Here is an 18,724-nt window from a genome sequence, read left to right as displayed (position 1 = left end):
CCTGCCTCTAGAGCCGGGGTGGATCTATGGACAAGAAGCGCTGGATCCAGCTTTGCACCTGCTGCAATTGTCGTTCGTCCAGTTGCTCCAGCGCTTGGGCAATTTCCGCTCTGAGTCGTCTCTGGGCGTCGGTTTGAGCCTGCTGCAGCAGCCAACTTTGAACAGGGCTGGGGTACTCAAGAAAGTCATAGGCCCAGGGATCCCGTTCCTCCAGCTCAGGCTCTGCCTGGGGCAGTTGCTCACGCCAGCGCTCTTGAGCGCGGCTAAACTCCTCCGCCAAAAGATCGGTCGGTCGCCCCTCCGCCTGCAGAGAATCTCGATACTTCTTGTGAACCAGAAGCCAGCGCTGCCGAATCTGAGAGCGTTGCCATCTTGGGATTCTACCGATTCTGCCTTCGGTGAAGCGCTCATAAAACCTGAGCGCGTCTCGGTAGCGGCCCAGTCGCTCGTAGGCCAGGCCCACCTCCAGCGGCTGCAGCCACCAAGCGTGCTCCCCGCGCACACTGCTTACCACTTCCTGAAGAAAATCTCGCAGCCCAGGGGATTTCCGCCTCAGCTCTTCCCAGTTGGTCTGGAGATCTCGAGCCATACAGGCCACCAGCTCGTAATCGTGTCCCCGCTGCCACGCCTGCGGGTGGGCCTGTACCGCTTTCCAGAGCTTCTCCCACTGGCGGCGCCGGATCAGGACTCGCAGCAGCAGCGGCCACTCTTTCAAGCGTTCCAGGCTGAGGATGACATCGTCGATGTACTCCTCCCACTCGCCCGCGAGGGGACGTCCCGCCTCCTGCCATTTGCTCACCACTGCTGCGTCCTGCCGGTCTTTGGATAGCCACCTCACCTTGCCGGGAAAAGGTTCCAGTTGGATCTTGGCCCGGTAGTAGCGGGAATGCTCCGTTTGGCCACCTTGATCCCAAATGGCAACTGCCTCTTTAAATTGCCCTTGCTGAAAATGACAGGTGCCCCAAATCCGGTAATACCGATCCGCAGACGGCTGCCGCTGGCCGAGAAAGGCCAAGTTTCCCCCCAAAGCCGCGAGCGTCTCTTGCAAAAACCGGCTGCGGGCCTCCACCTCAGGACAAAACGTTTGCAAATTGTCCAGGACTTCTTGGAGTTCCGCCAAAAACTTCTCCACACAGGCTTTCCAAGTGGGATCTGTTCGCGTAAGCGGGACGGAGTCGTTGTTCTTGGGGATGACTTCAGTGCTCAGCCAATCTCGCACCCGCACCAGTTGTCGGAAGCGCTCCACAGGCTTGGCAGAGGTTTTTTGAGTCACCACCATCCAATCCACCAGAGGACTGTAGTCTGGGATCCCAGGGCACCCGGCAAAGTGGGTGGCAGTGTGCTGCTGCAGCTCCGACCAAGCCCTTGCTCTCCAGAAGCACTCCCAGGCTTCTCGTTTGAGATTTTTACCGGGCAGAGCCGACTTCTCCAAGCTCAGGAACTGTTGTCCTGCTGAAAGATATTCCTTCCGGAGCTTGAAGATCCAAGCCCGACATTCTTGCTCTAATTGCGGGTTATCTGCTTTCTGCACCAGAGTTTGAACATCCTCAAGCAGCGAAAGGTTACCTTCTTCTACGCCGCGCCCAAGTAGCTCAAGAGCCGACTCCAGCAAATCTTTCAGGCTGGTATTTGTCCAGTATTGGATATTCATGGCTTTGACGGGGCAGCCCAGCAGTGGCGGATCAGTGTTCCATTTTGACCAATCCTCTTCCAGAGAAGGATGATCGAGCCAAAAGTTAAGTTCTAAGCTCGGGTTCCAGAATTCCCGCCAACCAGCAGAAGTGTCCACAATAGCCAAAGCCTGAGTGGGGCGGGTAATACCAACATACAATTGGTTGAGAAAGTACTGTAAGCCCAGTTCTCCTCTGCCTCTCCGGGTGTAATGTTTAAGGTTTTGATCGAATTTCTGCCGGTAGTAGTCTCCAAATTTGTAGAGAATAACTTTTTTGAACTCCATTCCCTTGACGGCTGTAACAGTTTGTAGAAGAGGTGGTTTGAGATTCTGCTCTAACTCCTCGGCATAGACTTTTTGAAGTTCGGGATCCCGCCTCACATAGTTTAGCTCATCCCCTGTAGAACAGGGTAAGACACAAACTGTTCCTGTGAGGTCGCTAAGCATATTTCTCAATTCACTTTCAATTAAATTTTTTTCCTGGCCATCCAGCACAAATTGTTGAACTGGTATACCTTGCTCTTGAGAACGCCAGGGCTGCTGGGGATAGATTTCTCGATTGCCGCTGAGGACCCGCCGCCATAGATTGACCACATTGCTAAAACGAGTAATTTGGGGGTTGCTACGATAGTTATTTTTCAGCTCTTGAGGATCCTCGATCTTAAAGGGATGGGTTGGCAATAGGTAGGCGCGGATATGCTCGTAGAGATATTTTTTCAGGGCAGCCCAACGAAATCCTGTTGGGTTAATGGTTTGTAAGGGATCCCCGGCAAAGGCGTAGGGCAGGCGCTCAACGGCCCAATCTAACTTGTATTTCCCCCAAGGGGATAAACAGAAAATAATATTCAGCTCAAGTTGGGTAAAGTCCTGAACCTCATCGCAAAAGATGACCGGATGGATGGGGTTAAGCGTGCCATTTTGCAACACATCTCTAGCTAAGTCTTGATCATCCCAGTAGCCCTCGCGAGTGATGCGTTCCTGATAGCTTGGCCAAATCCCTTTGTAAATCTGCTCAAAGGATCTTTCATCCACACTGCGGTCGGCCTCGGGCACTTCCCGATAGCCATCGGGATCCAAGTAATCGCTTACCTCATAGCCTTTGATCAGGGTGCGAATGGTGTGCCAAGCCAACTCTAGATCCACATCATGGCGACAGCGATACCAGTTCTGAAATCGATAAAAATTGATATACTGATCCGGCTGGTAGCGTTCCTGTCGCTCAGGGGGAAGACAGCCCAACAGGTAATCCTGAAAAGTCCTAAAAAAAGCTCGACACTGCCGAATTTCTTCGGCTGAAAAGCTATAGCCCTCCTCACGATAGCGATGGCTAATGCGCAAAATTGTGCTCACCCTGTCGCGAGCTTGCTGCACCAAACTGGCGCTATAGGTCAAAAAGAGAGGGTGGTAGGGAGAAGTTCCCTGCCTTGAAATTTTGAGGTAGTGGCTACAATAGTCGGCAAAGCGATAGTACAACATCAAAGACTTGCCGCTGCCGGCTCGCCCGTTGATCAGCAGGGGCATAGATGTGCTTTGCAGGATTTCTTCCTCCTCCATGGACAAAGCCAGGTTTCCCTCTGTGCTCTCCTGCATTTCCAGCCAAAGGGTCTCATCCGCCACGATGTAGTCCGGGTAGGCGCGACGGGCGTACCGCTTCCATACCTCCAACGGTTGTGGGTGCTGGAGAATATCCGGCTGCTTGGCCCCCATCCCAAAGAGGCAGGTTCGACCTCCCAGCTCAAACCGTTCTTTTTGCTCTGGGCTATGGTCGTAAACCCCGACGAGAAATGGAAAGAAGACCCCTTGCTGCTCGCACAGCCGCACCAGGCTGAGGGCCAGATGCAGGGATCCCTCTTGCCAGCATTTAACCTCTGCCCCTGGATAAAAGCTGGGGAGCTGGCGGTAGATCTCGCCTGTCTCATTGGCAACAAACTCGGCCACCGCCCGATAAACCTGGCGCCGCTGCTCTGGAGAAAGGGCTTGCACTTGCCACACCCATTCCCCACTTTCCAAGACCAGCCGCTCCTGCCGATTGGGAGCATTCAAAAACTGTGTCCATTCATACAGCTCATCGGGCAAAGGAGGAAGCCGGTTTTGTCCATTTTCCTCTTGTAATTTTTTACACCGCCTTTCTGCCAGCCAATCCTGCAACTGGCCGTCAGGAGCCCAGTTTCTCACCCGCTCTTGATAGTCGCGAGCCTCCCGCCGATCTAAAAATTCCTGGTACTCATGGCTACCTCTTGGCCAGAGGCCAAACAAGACCAAAACCGACTCCTCTCCCAGATGGCGCAGCTCGCCCACCAAGCGAATGTTGTCGCGCAGGTTGCGCTTCCAGTAAGGATAACGAACGTCGAACAACTGGCTCAAAAGCGTGCGATCCCCCTGCTCCAGCCGTTCTATCAATACCTTCAGATCATATTGAGCGCCCTCTTCCAGAACTTCTCTTGTGCAGTAGACGTACATGGGATCTCGCCAGGTATACCTGATAACTATCCTAGTGCCGGTCAAGCATTGGGAATGATCCGTATGCCAAAAGTCTTAATTTTTTTGCGCTCCGCTTATCGCCCATAAAAATCTATGAATCAATCAGGTTATCTTGATTTAAGTTTTTGTGAAACTATTTGCAATTCTGATTGAGCTAGGAGCTAGGTTGGCGCTCCGCGCCGCTAGCGCGAACGGGCTGAGGTGCCATATTGCTCCGCAATGCTTAAGCAAATGCTGGATTGGATCCCTTGAATGCTCTCCAAAATCGCTTGATAGCCCGTGCAGCGGCAAAGGTTGCCCCGCAATTGATCCCACAATTCTGCCTCCTTGGGTGTCAGCGTTGCGGAGCCAGCAGGGATCCCTTGCTCCCAAAGCCAGCGGGCAGTCAGGAGGGCGTGCAAAAGCCGCACTGAAATCGGATGGGGATGGGAGCAGGATCCATGACGGTCCTCTTTTTTGACTCACCTCTACCTCATCTGTTTTGACCAAGATGCTTTACATGGACAATGGATGGTTCCGTTGCTTCTCATGCCGCTTTTCCATGAGGTGAGGGGATCCTGTCTCTCGCAGATCGGTTTGCCCGCCCTCGTTCAAATAGCTTTCTTGGATGATTGGAGCAGGATTGGCTTTGGATCCCATTGGATGGCGGCTTTTCCAGGTGGGGGGTTCGTCGAGCGGCGGGATCCGAAGCGCTGTTCCTGTTGGGTTGTCTATCTATCTACCCTGTTACGGAAGGAGGGGCTATGGCATTGGTTTACTTTGCACCGGTGCTCGACGTGCGGCTGCAACCAAGGCAGCAGAGCTCGAGAGAGCGACCTCGCCCAGTCTTCCCTACACCGCTGCAGGTTTGGGAGAGCGGCGAGGCCTACACCGTCCAGTTGTGGGCGCCCGGCGCCGATCGAGAGCGTTTCCACATTGAGGCCACAGCCCAGCAGCTTTCCATCAGCGGCGAGATCCAGGTTCATGGCCCTGAAGGTGCCGAATTGCTCTATCAAGAGGTAGAAGCGCAACCTTTTCAACGCACCCTCAAACTGAGCAAAACTATTCAGCCGGAAAAAGTCTCGGCCACCTATCGAGACGGCATTCTCACCCTCACCCTGCCCAAGGCCGACGCCGCGCGGGTGGTCAAAGTTCAAGTGGGCACTTCAACCCCCTCGGAAGCGGTGACGGTGGAAAGCCAACCTGCCTAGTCTCCCCTCTCCCTCTGGGAGAGGGGTCGGGGGTGAGGGAGCTAGCCATTCCACTGCAGGCGCACCTCATCCCCTACTTTGAAATCGAGGCTGCGGCTGGCGTTGCCCCGGTTTTGCACGATCTCCACCCAGCCGGAGCTGCCCACCAGGGCCAGCAGCTCCCCTTGCCTTCCCTCGGCAAAGGTAGCCGCGGAGCGGACAGGGATCCCTTTGATCCAGGCGCTCCAGCTTCGACCTTCCACCCAGTGGCCGGGCAGGTTGGTGATGCCGTTGCCGAAGTGGTCGATGGCTTGGATGAGGCCGCGCCAGCCGTTGGGCTCCTCCTGAGGCTGGGGCCAATTCCAGGGAGTTAGCTCCGCCACATCGAAGGGATCTCCCAGCTCCAGAAGCGGGATCCCGTTGGCCAGGTGGGCGGCCACGGGGGCAAAAATATCCCGCCCGTGAAAGGTGCGGCTGGGGGAAAGGGTGCGCCAATAGCGGGGCCGGTTGAGTTCCACAGCAGCCAGAGGTGGAGATTGCTCCAAAACGCCGCTGAAGAGGCCGTTGTCGGGGCCGACCAAATAGCCCTCTTGGGTTTGGATGGCCACCGCCCGGCGATGGCTCCCCACCCCCGGATCCACCACCGCCAGGTGAATGGTTCCAGAAGGCAAATGGGGATAGGCGGTCATCAGGGCAAAGCGGGCTGCCGCCACATCCTGGGGCGGGATCCCGTGGCTGAGGTCGATCAGTTGGGCTTGGGGAGCGATCCCCCAGATCACCCCTTTCAGGATGCCCACATAGGGATCCTGCAGGCCAAAATCCGTCAGCAGGCTAACGAAAGGCATACTTTAAAGAAAAAAAGATTAAAGATCTCGAGCGTTGACCTCTGCCTACAATCGACGCGCCTGATCCAGAGCGTCAAAGTACAACAGAGCAAACACCAGCAGCGTCCACAGGCCGGCCACCAGGATCCCCACTCCCCACACCCAGGATCCCAAAGAACGCAGCAGCAACATCGCCAAGTATCCCCAAAAGAATCCCAGAGGATAGAGAACACTCAGCACTATCGTGAGAAACAGGCCCCCCAGTCCCAACCCCTCGGCAAAGGCGTGTCCAAACCAGGCTTTGAACAGGTTGGAATAAAAGTTGGTCAGCCAAAACCCCGGAAAGAATAGAGGAATACAAGCCGCTACAGAGGCCAACAATACCCACCACCAAGCTCCAGCATCCGGAGGCAGCGGCATAGGGTCTCCTCATTGAAATTAACCAAGGCCAATTGAAACTTCGGCAAAGACACCTACAGGGTAGCAGCCATTGGGGATGGGGTGGCTAGCGGGCGGCAAGGGCGGGTTCTGGTCGCTTGTACACCTGTCCCAGACGGGCCAACTGCTGCACCAGCAGGCTCAAGAACAGGCCAACATCGGTGACGATCCCCACCGACTCCAGGGATCCCCGATCCGCCAGCTTGGTCACCACCGCCGGGTTGATGTCCACACAGATCAACTTGACCCCGGCAGGCGTCATGTTCCCGGCCCCGATCGAGTGCAACATGCTGGAGAGCATCAGCACCATGTCGGCCCCCTGTAGCAGCCGTGCGTAATCCTCTTGGGCCTTGATCAGATCCATCTCCGTATCCGGCAGCGGCCCATCGTCGCGGATGGATCCGGCCAGCGAGAAAGGCACCTGGGCGCGAATGCACTCGTAGAACACCCCGCCGGTAATCACGCCCGCTTCCACGGCGGCCCGAATGCTGCCGTACTTGCGGATGAGGTTAATGGTTTTGAGGTGATGCTTATGGCCGCCCTTGACCGGGGTGCCCCGCGACAGATCCACCCCCAGCGAGGTGCCGTAGAGATTTTGCTCCAGGTCGTGAACGGCAATGGCATTGCCCCCCAACAGGGCCTGTACATAGCCCTCGCGGATGAGGGTAGCCAAATGGGAGCCGCCGCCGGTGTGAATGACCACCGGCCCTGCCACCACCACCGTTTTGCCGCCCCGCTCTTTGATCTGCCGCAGCTCCCAGGCGATCTGCTCCACCAGGAGCTCCACCCGCCGCTCGCTGGAGACCCCCGATCCCATAAAGGTAAACTCCTGGGAAGAGCGCTCTTTGCTGGCCTGGCGCACGGTGCGGATCCCTTCCACCCCGCAGACCACCGCATCCCCCACCTGCAGATCGCGAATCAGAGTGCAATAGGCTGTGGAGCCCTTGACCACGATCACCCCATCCATGCGCTGCCGCTGCACCGGGATCCACTGGCCAGCCACCCGCACCTGTGTCGGGTAGATGGTGGTGACATAAAAATCGTCGGGAGCCACCCCCGCCTTCTCCACCCGTTCCAGGCGGGCATCCTGCAAGGTCTCGTCCGACAGGCGCCCCCCCCGCTCGATCAAGGCGCTGAGAATGGTATCCAGCGCCTCCTCGGTGGGAGCCGAAACGGCCAGCTCTACTCTGGAAGTGCTCTGCCGCTTTTCCCCAAGCTGAAACTTGAGGATCTGGAAGCTGCCGCCATTGTCCACAATGCAATCGACGGCGCGGGTGAGCAGGTCGCTGTCCACCAAGTGTCCCTCCAGGGTCACCGTCCGGCTGAGCACCGTGGCTACCGGCTCACTTTGCGGAGCCACCGTCTCGTCCAGGCGCAGCGTCAGACACTTGGCCGCCCCGCCAGCCTTGAGGAACTCCGTCAGCTCCGTCTGCACGACCGTAAAGCCCCGCTCCTGTAGGGTGGCTTCCAGCTCTGGGCTGACCCGGTTCACCAGGATCGTGCCGTTCACATCCACGGCGTTGCAGGCAAAGTGAACGGCATCCGCTTCCTGAACCGGGATCCGCTTTTCGGGGGGCACCCGCATCTCGATCAGGCGGTTGGAATAGGCATCGAAGGCCGGCGGGTAGTAGAGCAAATAGCCCTCGGAGAGAGGGCAAAAGCAGGTGTCCAGATGGTAAAACCGCTCGTCCACCAGCCGCAAAGACAACACCTCGATCCCCAGCCACTTGGCCAGGTAAGGATGGGACTCCAGCATGGAGCGAAAGCCATAGCCCGCCCACAGCCAGCGCCCTGCCCGATCCAGCAGAGCATCTCCCGCCCCCTCAAAAGCCAGGGCCGGCGGCAGCTCATGGACGGTGTAGCCCTGTTCCTCAAACCAGGCCTTGAAATAGGGCTGTTCCCCCTGCCGCTCCGGGTGATAAAAACGGCTCAGCACCACCGTGGATCCGAGGATGAGCCCAGCATTCGCCGTAAAGACCATATCCGGCCATCCTGGCACCGGCTGGATCAGTTTCACCTCCGCCCACTGCGAGAGATGCCGATAGAGAGCCTGCCACTGCTGCAGCGCCCGTTCTCGCGAAGAGCGGTGGACATTTCCCACCATCCAGGGATTGATCACGTAGTCCACCTCGTAATGGTCGGGTGGGCACATCAGATACTGAATTGCACCAGACATAAACCTCAGACCGCAATCCGCAGCAGGGCATCCCCTAGATTAGCAGTTGTGTGAGCAACATCCTCAAGCATTACTTGAGGGACTCTTTCGCCAGTTCTGGCTGCGGTGGGCCGGGATCGGCGATGTTGGGCAGCTCCAGACAGTAGCCCGCCCCATAGACGGTCTTGATGTACTGGGGGTGGCGCGGATCCGGCTCCAGCTTAGTGCGCAGGTGGCGGATATGGACGCGGATGGTCTCGATGTCGTCGTCAGGCTCGTAGCCCCACACCTCCTGCAGGATTTCGCTGGGGGAAACCGTCTGGCCATGTCGCTGCATCAGGCAGTGGAGCAGATCAAACTCCAGGTGGGTGAGCTTGATGGTTTTGCCGAACCACAGCGCCTCAAACCGCTCCGGCACCAGCGTGAGAGGGCCATAGGTGAGGATCTCGCCGTGCTTGGCCGCCTGTGGGATCCGATCCGAGCGACGCAACAGGGCCCGCACCCGCACCAGCAGCTCCTGCACCTCAAAAGGCTTGGTTAGGTAGTCGTCGGCACCGGCATTGAAGCCTTCGATCTTATCTTGGGTTTGGCCAAGGGCGGTGAGCATCAGGATCGGGATCTCGCTGGTGCGCTCCTCCCGCCGCAAGCGCTGGCAAACCGTCAGGCCATCCACCTGGGGCAGCATCAGGTCGAGAATGATGAGATCCGGGAGAACCTGCAGAGCCAGTGCTTGTCCGCGTACCCCATCGGTGGCCTTCACGACCTCGTAGCCCGCCAACTCCAGATTGATACGCAGAATATCCAGAATCGAAGGGTCGTCCTCAATGATGAGTATGCGAGCCATAGCCGGTTGCAGCCCACACTGCGGATAAAACGTTTTGTTAAATCAGCTAACAAGGAGTCCAAAGCTTTACGACTCAAAGTTTACTTAATTCTAGCCTCATTGCAAATCTGGCCGGGAGGTGCGTGGGTGCGGCTCCAGGGGAAACCCTTCATCCGGCTTGGCGGGCACCACGCTTTTTCGGATCCCCTTTGGGAATGGCGGCGATAAGGCGGCGGGTGTAGTCCTGCTGCGGCTGCCGGTAGATCTGGAAAGCAGGGCCGATTTCTTCGATGCGGCCTCGGTTCATGACCAGGATGCGGTCGCTCATGAACTTGACCACACTCAAGTCGTGGGAGATGAACAGGTAGGTCAGCCCCAGTTCCTCCTGCAGATCCTTGAGCAAGTTCAGCACCTGGGCCTGCACGGAGACATCCAGGGAAGACACCGCTTCATCGCAGACGACCAGGCGCGGCTCTGAGGCCAGGGCGCGGGCAATACAGATCCGCTGCCGCTGTCCTCCCGAAAATTGGTGGGGCAGCCGATCCAGCGCCTCGGGATCCAACCCAACTCGTTCAAACAGGCGTTGGGCTCGTGCCCGGCGCTCGGCGGCGTTTCTCCCAATCCCGTGCAGCGCCATCGGCTCCATGACGCTGGCTCCCACACTCATGCGCGGGTCCAAGGCAGCCGCCGGATCCTGAAAGATAAGCTGAATCTCGCGGCGGCGGCGGCGTAAGCGTTGAGGCGGCAGGCGGAGCCAATCCTCCCCGTTGTAGATTACCTGGCCGGAGCTGGCGCGGATCAGGCGCAGCAGGGTTCGCCCCAGGGTGGTTTTGCCGCAGCCGGACTCTCCCACCACCCCCAGGGTTTCCCCCGGATACAGGTCGAAGCTGATCCCGTCCACAGCCCGGATCTCGCCCACCTGGCGGCCCAATGGCCCGCGACGGACGGCATAGTGGGTGCGCAGATCCCGCACCTGCAACAGAGGGGGCTGGCTGCCTATCCGGCGCAGCCGTTCTTCCTCTTCGGCGGCTGGGATCTCCAGTTGCTGCCACCGCTCCTCGAGGGATCCCCCCTTCTCCTGAAAATCCTGGACCGTGGGCAGTCGCCGCAACCGCCGCTCCAACACCGGGCGGCAGGCCAGCAGGCCGCGGGTGTAGGGGTGCTGGGGATTGCCAAAGATCTGCTCCACCGATCCTTGTTCCACAGCTTGGCCGCGGCACATCACCACCACCTGATCTGCCAATTCCGCCACCAAATTGAGGTCGTGGGTGATGAAGAGGATCGCCATCTGCCGCTGCTGTTGCAGATCCCGGAGCAGGCGCAAGATCTCGGCTTGTACCGTTACATCCAGAGCGGTGGTCGGCTCATCGGCAATCAACAGTTTGGGGTTGGAGGCGATGGCACAGGCAATAGCCGCCCGTTGAATTTGGCCGCCAGAGAGCTGATGGGGGTAGCGCTCCAGCATCTGGGGAGAAAGCTGCACCTCCTCAAACAGGCGGATGGCTTGGGCGCGGATCTCCGTCGGGGTTAGGGAGGTGTTGGCCCGCAGGGTTTCCTGCAATTGCTGGCCACAGGTGTAGAGGGGGTTGAGGGCGGTGCTCGGCTCTTGGAAGATCATGGCGATCTGGGCTCCGCGGTAGCGCCGCCGTTCCTGGGGATCCAACCGCAGCCAGTCCACCGTGCCGTTGGGGCCCCTGAAGAGGATTTTGCCTTCCACCCGGGCCGAGCTGGGCAACAGATCGATCAGCGTCAGGGCAGTCATGGTTTTGCCGGATCCCGACTCCCCCACCAGGCCCAAAGTCTGGCCGATCCCTATCCGAAAAGACAGCCCATCCACCACCTCTGTCCTGCCAAGACCAACCGGGCGGCTGGGCAAGAAAACCCGTAGCCCTTGTACAGTCAACAGGGCAGCCTCGGCAACAAGAGCAGCATCAGCCATGGCGACTATGGCAATAGGAGGATTGGCAGGATTATAGACCACTGACCCCGGCTGCCCAAGTTCTCTCCAGTTCCCAAGGGGAGGTTGAGGGCTTTGGGGTTTGCAGCAGGCTTGCCTTTTAAGAACTCAAATGAGAGATTTCAGCAGGTGTCCAGGAAGTGTCGATAATATAGAGAGATTATAGAGAGATATAGATATAGATATATAGGTTAGATTGTGAGGCACAAGCTGCCCTCATCGCTAGACACGCTTATCGGAGAAGATCCTGAGAAGCTCGTAGATTTAGACAGCACCCATAGCCAAACTCGGTAAAACTACCATTGACGATTTCCCCGAAAGCTTTGCATGGATCACCCCGGATTTTGATCGTCAAAATACGTGATCCTCGCGATGGCTATCCAAGGGCACTTCCGGCATTCTATAGGCTAGGTTTATAAATTCTGACTTCAGATGGCGAGGTTAAGATGAGCATTCCCGAGATCCTCGATGAAGTTTTAAAATCCTCGATTCTAACTCCACAGCAGGAGTCCAGCATTAACCAAATCCTCTGGGAAAGAAGCTATGATCCATCCGACCTAGAAGCTCTGGACGAGCTGGTTGAAGCCATTCTGCGCCAAGAGGTGAAGGCTACTTCCGATCCTTGTAAAAAGCCCGGCCTTGATTGAAGACAGTGCCCAGATCGGGTCTAGAACTTGCCCTGTAGTTTAGTGGGGGGCGGAAGAGCCCTCAAGAGAGCCGTCTCCGCCCCCCGCATGGTGACGAGCTTGAACCCCTTGAGAGGGTGCCCCCGTCCTGTCCAGCCTTCTGGGATAGATCTACGGATGGGGCAGGGATCCCTGTAGCTAGCCCTACCCTACTGCGGATACCACTGCTTTTGCCAAGCGCGCATCTGCTGGATCTCCGTCTGCTGGGTAACCGCAATCGCCTCTGCCAGTTGACGGATCTCGGGGCGCTTGGATTTCTTCAGTGCCTCTCCGGCCATGCTCAAAGCCCCCTCGTGGTGCTGGATCATCGCCTGCAGAAATCGCCGGTCAAACTCTCGGTCGGCGGATCCCAGGTCTGTATCCATGCGCATGTGGGAGATCATTTCTGGGGTCATGGCCATCAGGTGCCCCATTTCCTCGTGCCACATCATGGGATCCTGTGGAGCTTGTGGGTACCAGCTCAGCCGCCACGCCCGCATTTGCTCGATTTCTTGGCTTTGGGCCGTCAAGATAGCCTCTGCCAATTGACGAATTTCCCGCCGCCGGGATTTTTGCAGGGCTTCTTCAGCCATGCTCACAGCTCCCTCATGATGGAGGATCATGGCGTCGAGGAAGCGCAGATCAAAGGATTCATCTGCAGGGCCGAGGCTCATCAGGTGAGCCATGGGGACAGAGGGATCCCTATTGGTGTCGTGGGAAGCGGCCTCTGTCCTCACCCCCCCGCCAACCCACGGAGTGCTGAGGACAAATGCGCCGGCAAGGAGGAGACCACGGGCAGTCTTGTTGAAGAGCATCGCTATTTCTTCCTGGCGACAACTGCCTTGTATTCTACAGCCTCTCCCCTACTCCCTTTGGGGAGTTAGGAAGCAACTCGGAGAACTAAGCGGTCGGCTTCCCACTGTTGAAACAGATGAAGGACGTGCTCGGCTCTCTCGGCGTGCTGATCCAAAATCTCGCTGCCGGAGCGGGCTTGGTTGGCCAGAGGCAGCAGCAGCTCCACCACCTGGTGGCGGCTGGAGGCGATCATCTTGCCAGGGATCCGAGCAATGGGCCAGAAGATGTCCATCTTTTGGGTCACAATCTGGGCCGGATCCACCTTGCCCAGCAGATCCGAAAGGGGGATCTTTTGATCCCAGTAGCGCACCTGGCCGTGCTGGAGAAAGAGGGGGTTGAGCTGCCAACGGGAGCTACGGAAAAACTCGGCTGTGAAGGGATCCCAGTTGGCCAACTTCTTGCCCTGGTGGCAGCACCAAAAGAGATTTTGCGTGTGGTAGAGGGGCTCCAAGTACTCGATGACCCGCAGTTGGTCAATGCGGGCGAGGGCCTCGTAGCGGCGGTGGAACTCCGGGTGGGTGGCGGCAATTAAGGGCTTGGCATTCCAATAGTCCAAGTAGGGGGCAACATCGATAAACTCCAGACCCGCCTGGGCCAAAAGGTCGGGGATCTCGCCGATGTCAAAAGGAATGTCGTTGGCATGGAAGAAGTTATCGACGATGTTCTCATCTGGTAAGTAGTATTCCTCGTGGGCCTTGGCATGCCGGGCCAGCATGGAACTGGGATGGGCTGCCTTTAACAATTGCCGCACAAATTCGATCTTTTCCGGGGTGGCCGGCGGAGTAATCCCCAGCAGCTCCAGAGCGCGGCGAATGCGGTAGAGGTGCCAACGGCCAGAACGGTTGTAGAGCATCAGCGCCATTACCCCCTCGGGAGCTAGGCGCGAGGCCAAGTTTCTCAAAGCCTTGACCGGATCGGCGGTGTGGTGGATCACCCCATAGGAGCTGATCATGTCGAAGCTCCCCTCCGGCCAAGTGGAGGGATCCATGAGATCCCCATAGTGCACTGAGCAGTTGCGCAGGCCGTGGTACTTGATCCGTTTTTGGGCGATCTCCAGGGCCGGGCGGCTGAGGTCGATCCCGACCACGGCGCCGTAGCCGGGGTTGCTGGCGGCAATGCCGTGCACCTCCCAGCCGGTGCCGCAGCCGGCCACCAAAAACCTGGCCCCGCTGGGCTCTTGCAAAGTGCGGGTGCGGGCGTATTGGGCCAGAATGTAGCTGCCCAGACTGGAAAAGCCCTCAAAGGGCCGGTCGTAGGGAACGGGCGGGTAGGGAAACGCCTCGTACTGGGCCTGCACCGCCTGGGTGATCTCCGCTTCGTTGGCCAAAGCCACGTCCTCCCACCTCTTCCCCCCTATCCTAAGAGTCTTTGTAGGTTTTTAGACCGGTTTTGGCCGTCAAGTCGGCCCGTGTCGGTCGGCAGCAGGGCACGGCTAGGCTGCGGTCAAACTGTGGGCAGCTCGCCGGTAGGCTTCCTCCAGCGTCTCTGCCAGGGTGGGGTGAACGTGCACCAGGCGGGCCAGCTCTTGCACCGTGGCGCGGCGGGCGATGGCCTGGGCCGCCTCGTGGATGAGATCCGCAGCATGCGGCCCAAAAATGTGGGATCCCAGCAAAAGCCCTGCCTCCTTATCGAAGACCAGCTTGACCATGCCCTCCGTCTCGCCAGAGGCGATGGCCTTGGAGTTGCCACCAAAGTAGGTGCGCACCGTGCCCACGCTGTAGCCCTCGGCTTTGGCCTGCGGCTCGGTTAGCCCCACAAAGCCCATCTCCGGGTGGGTGAACACCGCCGCCGGGATGCTCAGGTAATCCATGTAAGCAGGGCGGCCACAGATGTTTTCCACCGCCACCCGCCCCTGGGCCGCTGCCGCGTGGGCCAGCATCAGCTTGCCCGTCACATCGCCAATGGCCCAGAGGTGGGGCAATTCGGTGGCCATGCGGCTATCTACGGGTACAAAGCCGCGCTTGTCCGTGATAACCCCCAGCTCCGCCAGGCCCAGCCCTTCTGAGACCGGGATCCGACCGGCGGCCACCAGGCAGCCATCCACCTGCAGTGTCTCGCCATTAGAGAGGTGGATCGTCACCGGCTGGCCAGGGATCACCTGCTTGGCCAGCACGCCCACATAGGTCTGGATTTGCCTGGGTTTGATCAGCACCCGCTGGGCCAGGCGGGCAATGTCGGGGTCAAAGGCCGGCATCAGGGTCTCCAGGGCCTCGATGAGAATGACCTGGGATCCCAGCGCCGTGTAGACGTCGGCAAACTCCTGGCCAATGTAGCCGCTGCCGATGATGGCCAGCCGCTCCGGGATCCACTCCAACCGCACCGCCTCGTCGCTGGTAAAGACCGTGCGGCCATCTACTTGGATCCCCGGCGGCACAAAGGGTCGGGAACCCGTGGCCAAGATAATGTCCCGCGCCGTGTAGGTTCGAGATCCCTTCTCTTCCTGGACTTCAACCATTTGGGATCCCGCCAGCCTGCCCCGTCCCCGCAGGAGTGTTACCCCCAGTTTCTCCAGGGAGCGGGTCATGTCGGCGCGGATCTTCTCCACCACTTGGGTGGCGTGATTGGCAATGGCCTCCCGGTTAGCCTGGACGGATCCCACTTGGATGCCCAGCTCGGAGCTGTGTTGCAGTTGCCGCAGGCGGGCGGAGGCGGCCAGCAGAGCCTTGGAGGGGATGCAGCCGCGGTTGATACAGGTGCCGCCCATTTCCGCACCTTCGACGATGGCGGTTTTGAGGCCGGATTCGACGGCATGCAGCGCTGCGCCGTGGCCGCCGACGCCGGCACCAATGATGATCAAGTCAAAATCGAAGCTCATGGCGAGACTTGGATAACCGGTGCCTCATTTTCTCATCTTGTTGGCCTTCCCAGGAACCTGGCTGAGAGCATCCAAACCATGAGGTAGCATAGGGTCGCCTGCCCAGTTGACAGGAGGCTGGCGGGGTGGGAACGGGGGGTGCGCATGGAACTGCAAGCTTTGATTTTCGACGTGGATGGCACGCTGGCGGATACGGAGCGGGATGGGCACCGCGTGGCCTTTAACGCCGCCTTTGCCGAGGCAGGCTTGGACTGGCACTGGTCGGTGGAGCTCTACGGCCAGCTCCTGGCTATTACGGGCGGCAAAGAGCGCATTCGCCACTTCGTCGAGACCTGTCAGCCGCCGCTGCCTGCCGGGGAAGACCTGACGGCCCTAATAGCCCGGCTGCACCAGGCCAAAACCCGCCACTACACAGCTCTGCTGGCCCAAGGAGGGATCCCCTTGCGCCCCGGAGTCAAGCGCCTCTTGCAGGAGGCCAGAGCCGCCGGGATCCGCCTGGCCATCGCCACCACCACCACGCCCGAAAACGTGACGGCCCTTCTGGAGCACACCCTGCCGGAGAGCCTGAGCTGGTTTGAGGTGATCGCTGCCGGCGATATTGTCCCCGCCAAAAAGCCCGCCCCCGACATCTACTTCTACACGCTGGAACAGATGGGGCTGCGCCCCCAGGAGTGCCTGGCCTTTGAGGACTCTGAGAACGGGCTGCGCTCGGCCCAGCAGGCGGGCATCCCCGCCGTGGTGACGGTTAACGATTACACCCGGGAGCAAGACTTTTCCGGAGCAGCCTTGGTGCTGGATCACCTGGGGGAGCCTGAGTTGCCGTTTCAGGTGCTGGCGGGAAGGGCGGGATCCCACCGCTACTTCACCCTGGAGCTGGCCCGCCAGGTTCATGCCCAAGCCATCCACTCTGAGGTAGAAAACTAATGCCGGAGGCAGGGAGCGAAGACCTGCAGCAGCGCCTAGAAGCCCATCTGCGACAGGTGGCCCAGCCGCGGGATCCCGACTGGTCGCCCCTGGGCCACAGCCAGGTGGAGCGCTACATCCAAGAGGAGCTTTCCCGCTATGGGCTTGTAGAATCTTTTTTCTTCGAGGCTCGGGGCTGCCAGCACCGCAACTGGATCTTGAAATTGCCGGGATCCCATCCCCGCCGATCGCCCATTCTGGTCGGGGCTCATTTTGACGCTGCCCCGGCCACCCCTGGAGCCGACGACAACGCCAGCGGTGTGGCGGTGCTGCTAGAATTGGCCCGCCATTTTTCCATCCATCCCGCCCTTTCCTCCCTGTGGCTAGTGGCCTTTGACCTAGAAGAGCGGGGCCTGCTGGGGAGCAAAGCCTACGCCCGCTTTCTCAAACAACAGCGCCAACCCCTGCGGCTGATGCTCTCTCTGGAGATGCTGGGCTACCGCGATCCCACGCCCGGATCCCAGCGCTACCCCGCCGGCCTGGAGCAGTTCTACCCTGACCGGGGGGATTACATCGGCCTGATTGGCAACTGGCCCGCCCTGGGGGATCTGCTGAGGCTACAGCACAGTTTTCAGCAGGCGGGGATCCCGTGTTGCTGGTTGCCGGCCGGCCAGCGGGGTTTGATCCTGCCGCTTACCCGCCTTAGCGACCACTCCCCCTTTTGGGATGTAGGCTACCCCGCGGTTATGGTGACCGACACCGCCTTCTTGCGCAACCCCCACTACCACAAGCTCAGCGACACCCTTGAGACCCTAGATCTTGACTTTTTACTGGGGGTCTGCCAGGGCTTGAGGCAAGGTCTTGGATCCCTCTAGCCGCGACCTCGATTCCCAACTCCCCTCTCCCTGAGGGAGAGGGGCCGGGGGTGAGGGATGTCCCTGAGGGAGAGGGGCTGGGGGTGAGGGATGTCCCTGAGGGAGAGGGGCTGGGAGTGAAGGCCAGCGGCGCGGGGCGCTTGGGCAGGCCTCCTCAGTACGGAGATCGCTCCAGGAGTTTCGCGATCCCTCGACTTCCCCTGAGGCAACCGAGGGAGATAATGGGCGGCATGGGCAAAGAGGGGAAAAGCTTGCCAAAAGCTGCCCTCAGCCTTCTCGGCCAAAACTTTCCCAGGAGCTTTTATGAGTGCCTTCGCCCAAGCCCCCAAAAAGTGCGTTTCTGCCGTTTTTAAAGAAGAAGCCAAAGTCCAGGAGTGCATCCAGCGCCTGCTCAACCGCGGCATCCCCAACGATCGCATCTCCATCATTGGCCGCAATTTTCAAACGGAAGCCAAAATCAGCGGCTTTATCACGCGCAAGGATGTGGTTCTCGACGGGTTGACCAGCGGCGCCATTTATGGATCCCTGTTTGGCTCCCTGTTGGGGCTACTTACAGGGGTAGGGGTGCTGTTTATTCCCTTTTTGGGAGCGGTGGTGGCCGCTGGACCTTTGGGAGCGGCGCTGCTGGGGGCAACCGGTGGCGCTCTCTACGGGGCGCTGGGAGCGGGGCTGGGATCCGCCCTCATTGCCCTGGGCATGCCGCAGGAGAAAGCTGCCATCTACCAAACCCGGGTGCAAGCAGGTGAGTTCCTCTTGGTGGTGCAGGTGCCGGAGGAAAAAGCCGGCGAAATCTACTTGCTGTTGCAAAGTGCCGGCGGCGAAGAGGTGGCCACTGCCGACTTGAACTTGCCCAGTGAGCCAGAAGGCAACCTGACGCCGGAGACCATCTCCCCAGAAATCCGCGCCGATCTCTCAGAAGAAGCCCAGCAAACCTTTGTGGAAGCCTATAACCAGGCCAAGGCAGAGGGCAACCCCGTCGCCCAAGCGCTGCTCAAGGCTTGGGAAAAGGTCAAACAAGTTTTCACAAGGGACGACAAGGGGATCTTTTCCAGGCGCAAGCCCTAGCCCAGATAGCTTCTCAACAGCAGGAGC

At 59.0% G+C, this 18,724-nt stretch carries 15 protein-coding genes; 5 read left to right on the top strand and 10 right to left on the bottom strand.

Annotated features, from left to right (window positions below; all coding sequences use genetic code 11):
* Positions 1 to 7 precede the first annotated feature (7 nt).
* Both NW826_RS03835 and NW826_RS03830 read right to left on the bottom strand, forming a co-directional pair.
* The gene (locus tag NW826_RS03835) at positions 8 to 4,132 is read right to left on the bottom strand and encodes a hypothetical protein (protein ID WP_414509483.1); all 4,125 of its coding nucleotides are present in this window, start codon (positions 4,130 to 4,132) and stop codon (positions 8 to 10) included.
* A 203-nt stretch (positions 4,133 to 4,335) separates the two neighbouring features.
* A complete protein-coding gene (locus NW826_RS03830; protein WP_414509482.1) occupies positions 4,336 to 4,554 on the bottom strand; it encodes a 2Fe-2S iron-sulfur cluster-binding protein in 219 nt (72 codons plus the stop codon).
* A 342-nt stretch (positions 4,555 to 4,896) separates the two neighbouring features.
* On the opposite strand from NW826_RS03830, the gene NW826_RS03825 reads away from it, so the two are divergent.
* Entirely contained in the window at positions 4,897 to 5,343 is a 447-nt protein-coding gene (locus NW826_RS03825; protein ID WP_414509481.1) for an Hsp20/alpha crystallin family protein, read from the top strand.
* 41 nt (positions 5,344 to 5,384) lie between these two features.
* Here NW826_RS03825 and NW826_RS03820 read toward each other — a convergent pair whose 3' ends face one another.
* The 5 genes from NW826_RS03820 to NW826_RS03800 all read right to left on the bottom strand — a co-directional run bounded on the left by NW826_RS03820 (position 5,385) and on the right by NW826_RS03800 (position 11,501).
* A complete protein-coding gene (locus NW826_RS03820; RefSeq protein WP_414509480.1) occupies positions 5,385 to 6,167 on the bottom strand; it encodes an S-adenosyl-l-methionine hydroxide adenosyltransferase family protein in 783 nt (260 codons plus the stop codon).
* A gap of 45 nt (positions 6,168 to 6,212) precedes the next feature.
* Positions 6,213 to 6,566, bottom strand: a complete 354-nt coding sequence (locus NW826_RS03815) for a hypothetical protein (RefSeq protein WP_414509479.1) — start codon at positions 6,564 to 6,566, stop codon at positions 6,213 to 6,215.
* A gap of 85 nt (positions 6,567 to 6,651) precedes the next feature.
* Positions 6,652 to 8,760, bottom strand: coding sequence for a TIGR00300 family protein (locus tag NW826_RS03810; RefSeq protein ID WP_414509478.1), 2,109 nt, complete (start codon positions 8,758 to 8,760; stop codon positions 6,652 to 6,654).
* 70 nt (positions 8,761 to 8,830) lie between these two features.
* Entirely contained in the window at positions 8,831 to 9,583 is a 753-nt protein-coding gene (locus NW826_RS03805; protein ID WP_414333777.1) for a response regulator transcription factor, read from the bottom strand.
* A gap of 148 nt (positions 9,584 to 9,731) precedes the next feature.
* A complete protein-coding gene (locus NW826_RS03800) occupies positions 9,732 to 11,501 on the bottom strand; it encodes a dipeptide ABC transporter ATP-binding protein (protein WP_414347480.1) in 1,770 nt (589 codons plus the stop codon).
* A gap of 464 nt (positions 11,502 to 11,965) precedes the next feature.
* Here NW826_RS03800 and NW826_RS03795 point away from each other — a divergent pair, with 464 nt between their 5' ends.
* The gene (locus NW826_RS03795) at positions 11,966 to 12,166 is read left to right on the top strand and encodes a hypothetical protein (protein WP_414333773.1); all 201 of its coding nucleotides are present in this window, start codon (positions 11,966 to 11,968) and stop codon (positions 12,164 to 12,166) included.
* 188 nt (positions 12,167 to 12,354) lie between these two features.
* Here NW826_RS03795 and NW826_RS03790 read toward each other — a convergent pair whose 3' ends face one another.
* The 3 genes from NW826_RS03790 to lpdA all read right to left on the bottom strand — a co-directional run bounded on the left by NW826_RS03790 (position 12,355) and on the right by lpdA (position 15,854).
* Positions 12,355 to 12,999 carry a DUF305 domain-containing protein gene (locus tag NW826_RS03790; protein WP_414333772.1) on the bottom strand — a complete coding sequence of 215 codons (645 nt, stop codon included), beginning with the start codon at positions 12,997 to 12,999 and terminating at the stop codon, positions 12,355 to 12,357.
* Between the two features lie 65 nt (positions 13,000 to 13,064).
* Positions 13,065 to 14,372 carry a class I SAM-dependent methyltransferase gene (locus NW826_RS03785; protein ID WP_414368255.1) on the bottom strand — a complete coding sequence of 436 codons (1,308 nt, stop codon included), beginning with the start codon at positions 14,370 to 14,372 and terminating at the stop codon, positions 13,065 to 13,067.
* Between the two features lie 99 nt (positions 14,373 to 14,471).
* Complete coding sequence (gene lpdA / locus NW826_RS03780) at positions 14,472 to 15,854, bottom strand: dihydrolipoyl dehydrogenase (protein WP_414509477.1); 1,383 nt, start codon at positions 15,852 to 15,854, stop codon at positions 14,472 to 14,474.
* A gap of 144 nt (positions 15,855 to 15,998) precedes the next feature.
* Here lpdA and NW826_RS03775 point away from each other — a divergent pair, with 144 nt between their 5' ends.
* From NW826_RS03775 to NW826_RS03765, 3 genes are all read left to right on the top strand, one after another.
* Positions 15,999 to 16,778, top strand: a complete 780-nt coding sequence (locus tag NW826_RS03775; protein ID WP_414333766.1) for an HAD family hydrolase — start codon at positions 15,999 to 16,001, stop codon at positions 16,776 to 16,778.
* On the top strand, positions 16,778 to 17,632 hold the full coding sequence (locus NW826_RS03770) for a M28 family peptidase (protein WP_414509476.1): 855 nt from the start codon (positions 16,778 to 16,780) through the stop codon (positions 17,630 to 17,632). Before NW826_RS03775 ends, NW826_RS03770 begins: the two co-directional genes overlap by 1 nt.
* A 303-nt stretch (positions 17,633 to 17,935) precedes the next feature.
* A complete protein-coding gene (locus NW826_RS03765; RefSeq protein ID WP_414336120.1) occupies positions 17,936 to 18,697 on the top strand; it encodes a ChaB family protein in 762 nt (253 codons plus the stop codon).
* Positions 18,698 to 18,724: the final 27 nt, after the last annotated feature.

The organism is Synechococcus sp. OH20 (assembly GCF_047502685.1).
Lineage (GTDB): Bacteria > Cyanobacteriota > Cyanobacteriia > Thermostichales > Thermostichaceae > Thermostichus.
Note: the sequence above shows the minus strand (reverse complement) of the source record. Positions and strands in the feature narration are given on the sequence as shown.

Coding starts and splice junctions, on each gene's coding strand:
- NW826_RS03835 (WP_414509483.1), bottom strand. CDS start 4,132: ATGTACGTCTACTGCACAAGAGAAGTTCTGGAAGAGGGCGCTCAATAT.
- NW826_RS03825 (WP_414509481.1), top strand. CDS start 4,897: ATGGCATTGGTTTACTTTGCACCGGTGCTCGACGTGCGGCTGCAACCA.
- NW826_RS03820 (WP_414509480.1), bottom strand. CDS start 6,167: ATGCCTTTCGTTAGCCTGCTGACGGATTTTGGCCTGCAGGATCCCTAT.
- NW826_RS03815 (WP_414509479.1), bottom strand. CDS start 6,566: ATGCCGCTGCCTCCGGATGCTGGAGCTTGGTGGTGGGTATTGTTGGCC.
- NW826_RS03810 (WP_414509478.1), bottom strand. CDS start 8,760: ATGTCTGGTGCAATTCAGTATCTGATGTGCCCACCCGACCATTACGAG.
- NW826_RS03805 (WP_414333777.1), bottom strand. CDS start 9,583: ATGGCTCGCATACTCATCATTGAGGACGACCCTTCGATTCTGGATATT.
- NW826_RS03800 (WP_414347480.1), bottom strand. CDS start 11,501: ATGGCTGATGCTGCTCTTGTTGCCGAGGCTGCCCTGTTGACTGTACAA.
- NW826_RS03795 (WP_414333773.1), top strand. CDS start 11,966: ATGAGCATTCCCGAGATCCTCGATGAAGTTTTAAAATCCTCGATTCTA.
- NW826_RS03790 (WP_414333772.1), bottom strand. CDS start 12,999: ATGCTCTTCAACAAGACTGCCCGTGGTCTCCTCCTTGCCGGCGCATTT.
- lpdA (WP_414509477.1), bottom strand. CDS start 15,854: ATGAGCTTCGATTTTGACTTGATCATCATTGGTGCCGGCGTCGGCGGC.
- NW826_RS03775 (WP_414333766.1), top strand. CDS start 15,999: ATGGAACTGCAAGCTTTGATTTTCGACGTGGATGGCACGCTGGCGGAT.
- NW826_RS03770 (WP_414509476.1), top strand. CDS start 16,778: ATGCCGGAGGCAGGGAGCGAAGACCTGCAGCAGCGCCTAGAAGCCCAT.
- NW826_RS03765 (WP_414336120.1), top strand. CDS start 17,936: ATGAGTGCCTTCGCCCAAGCCCCCAAAAAGTGCGTTTCTGCCGTTTTT.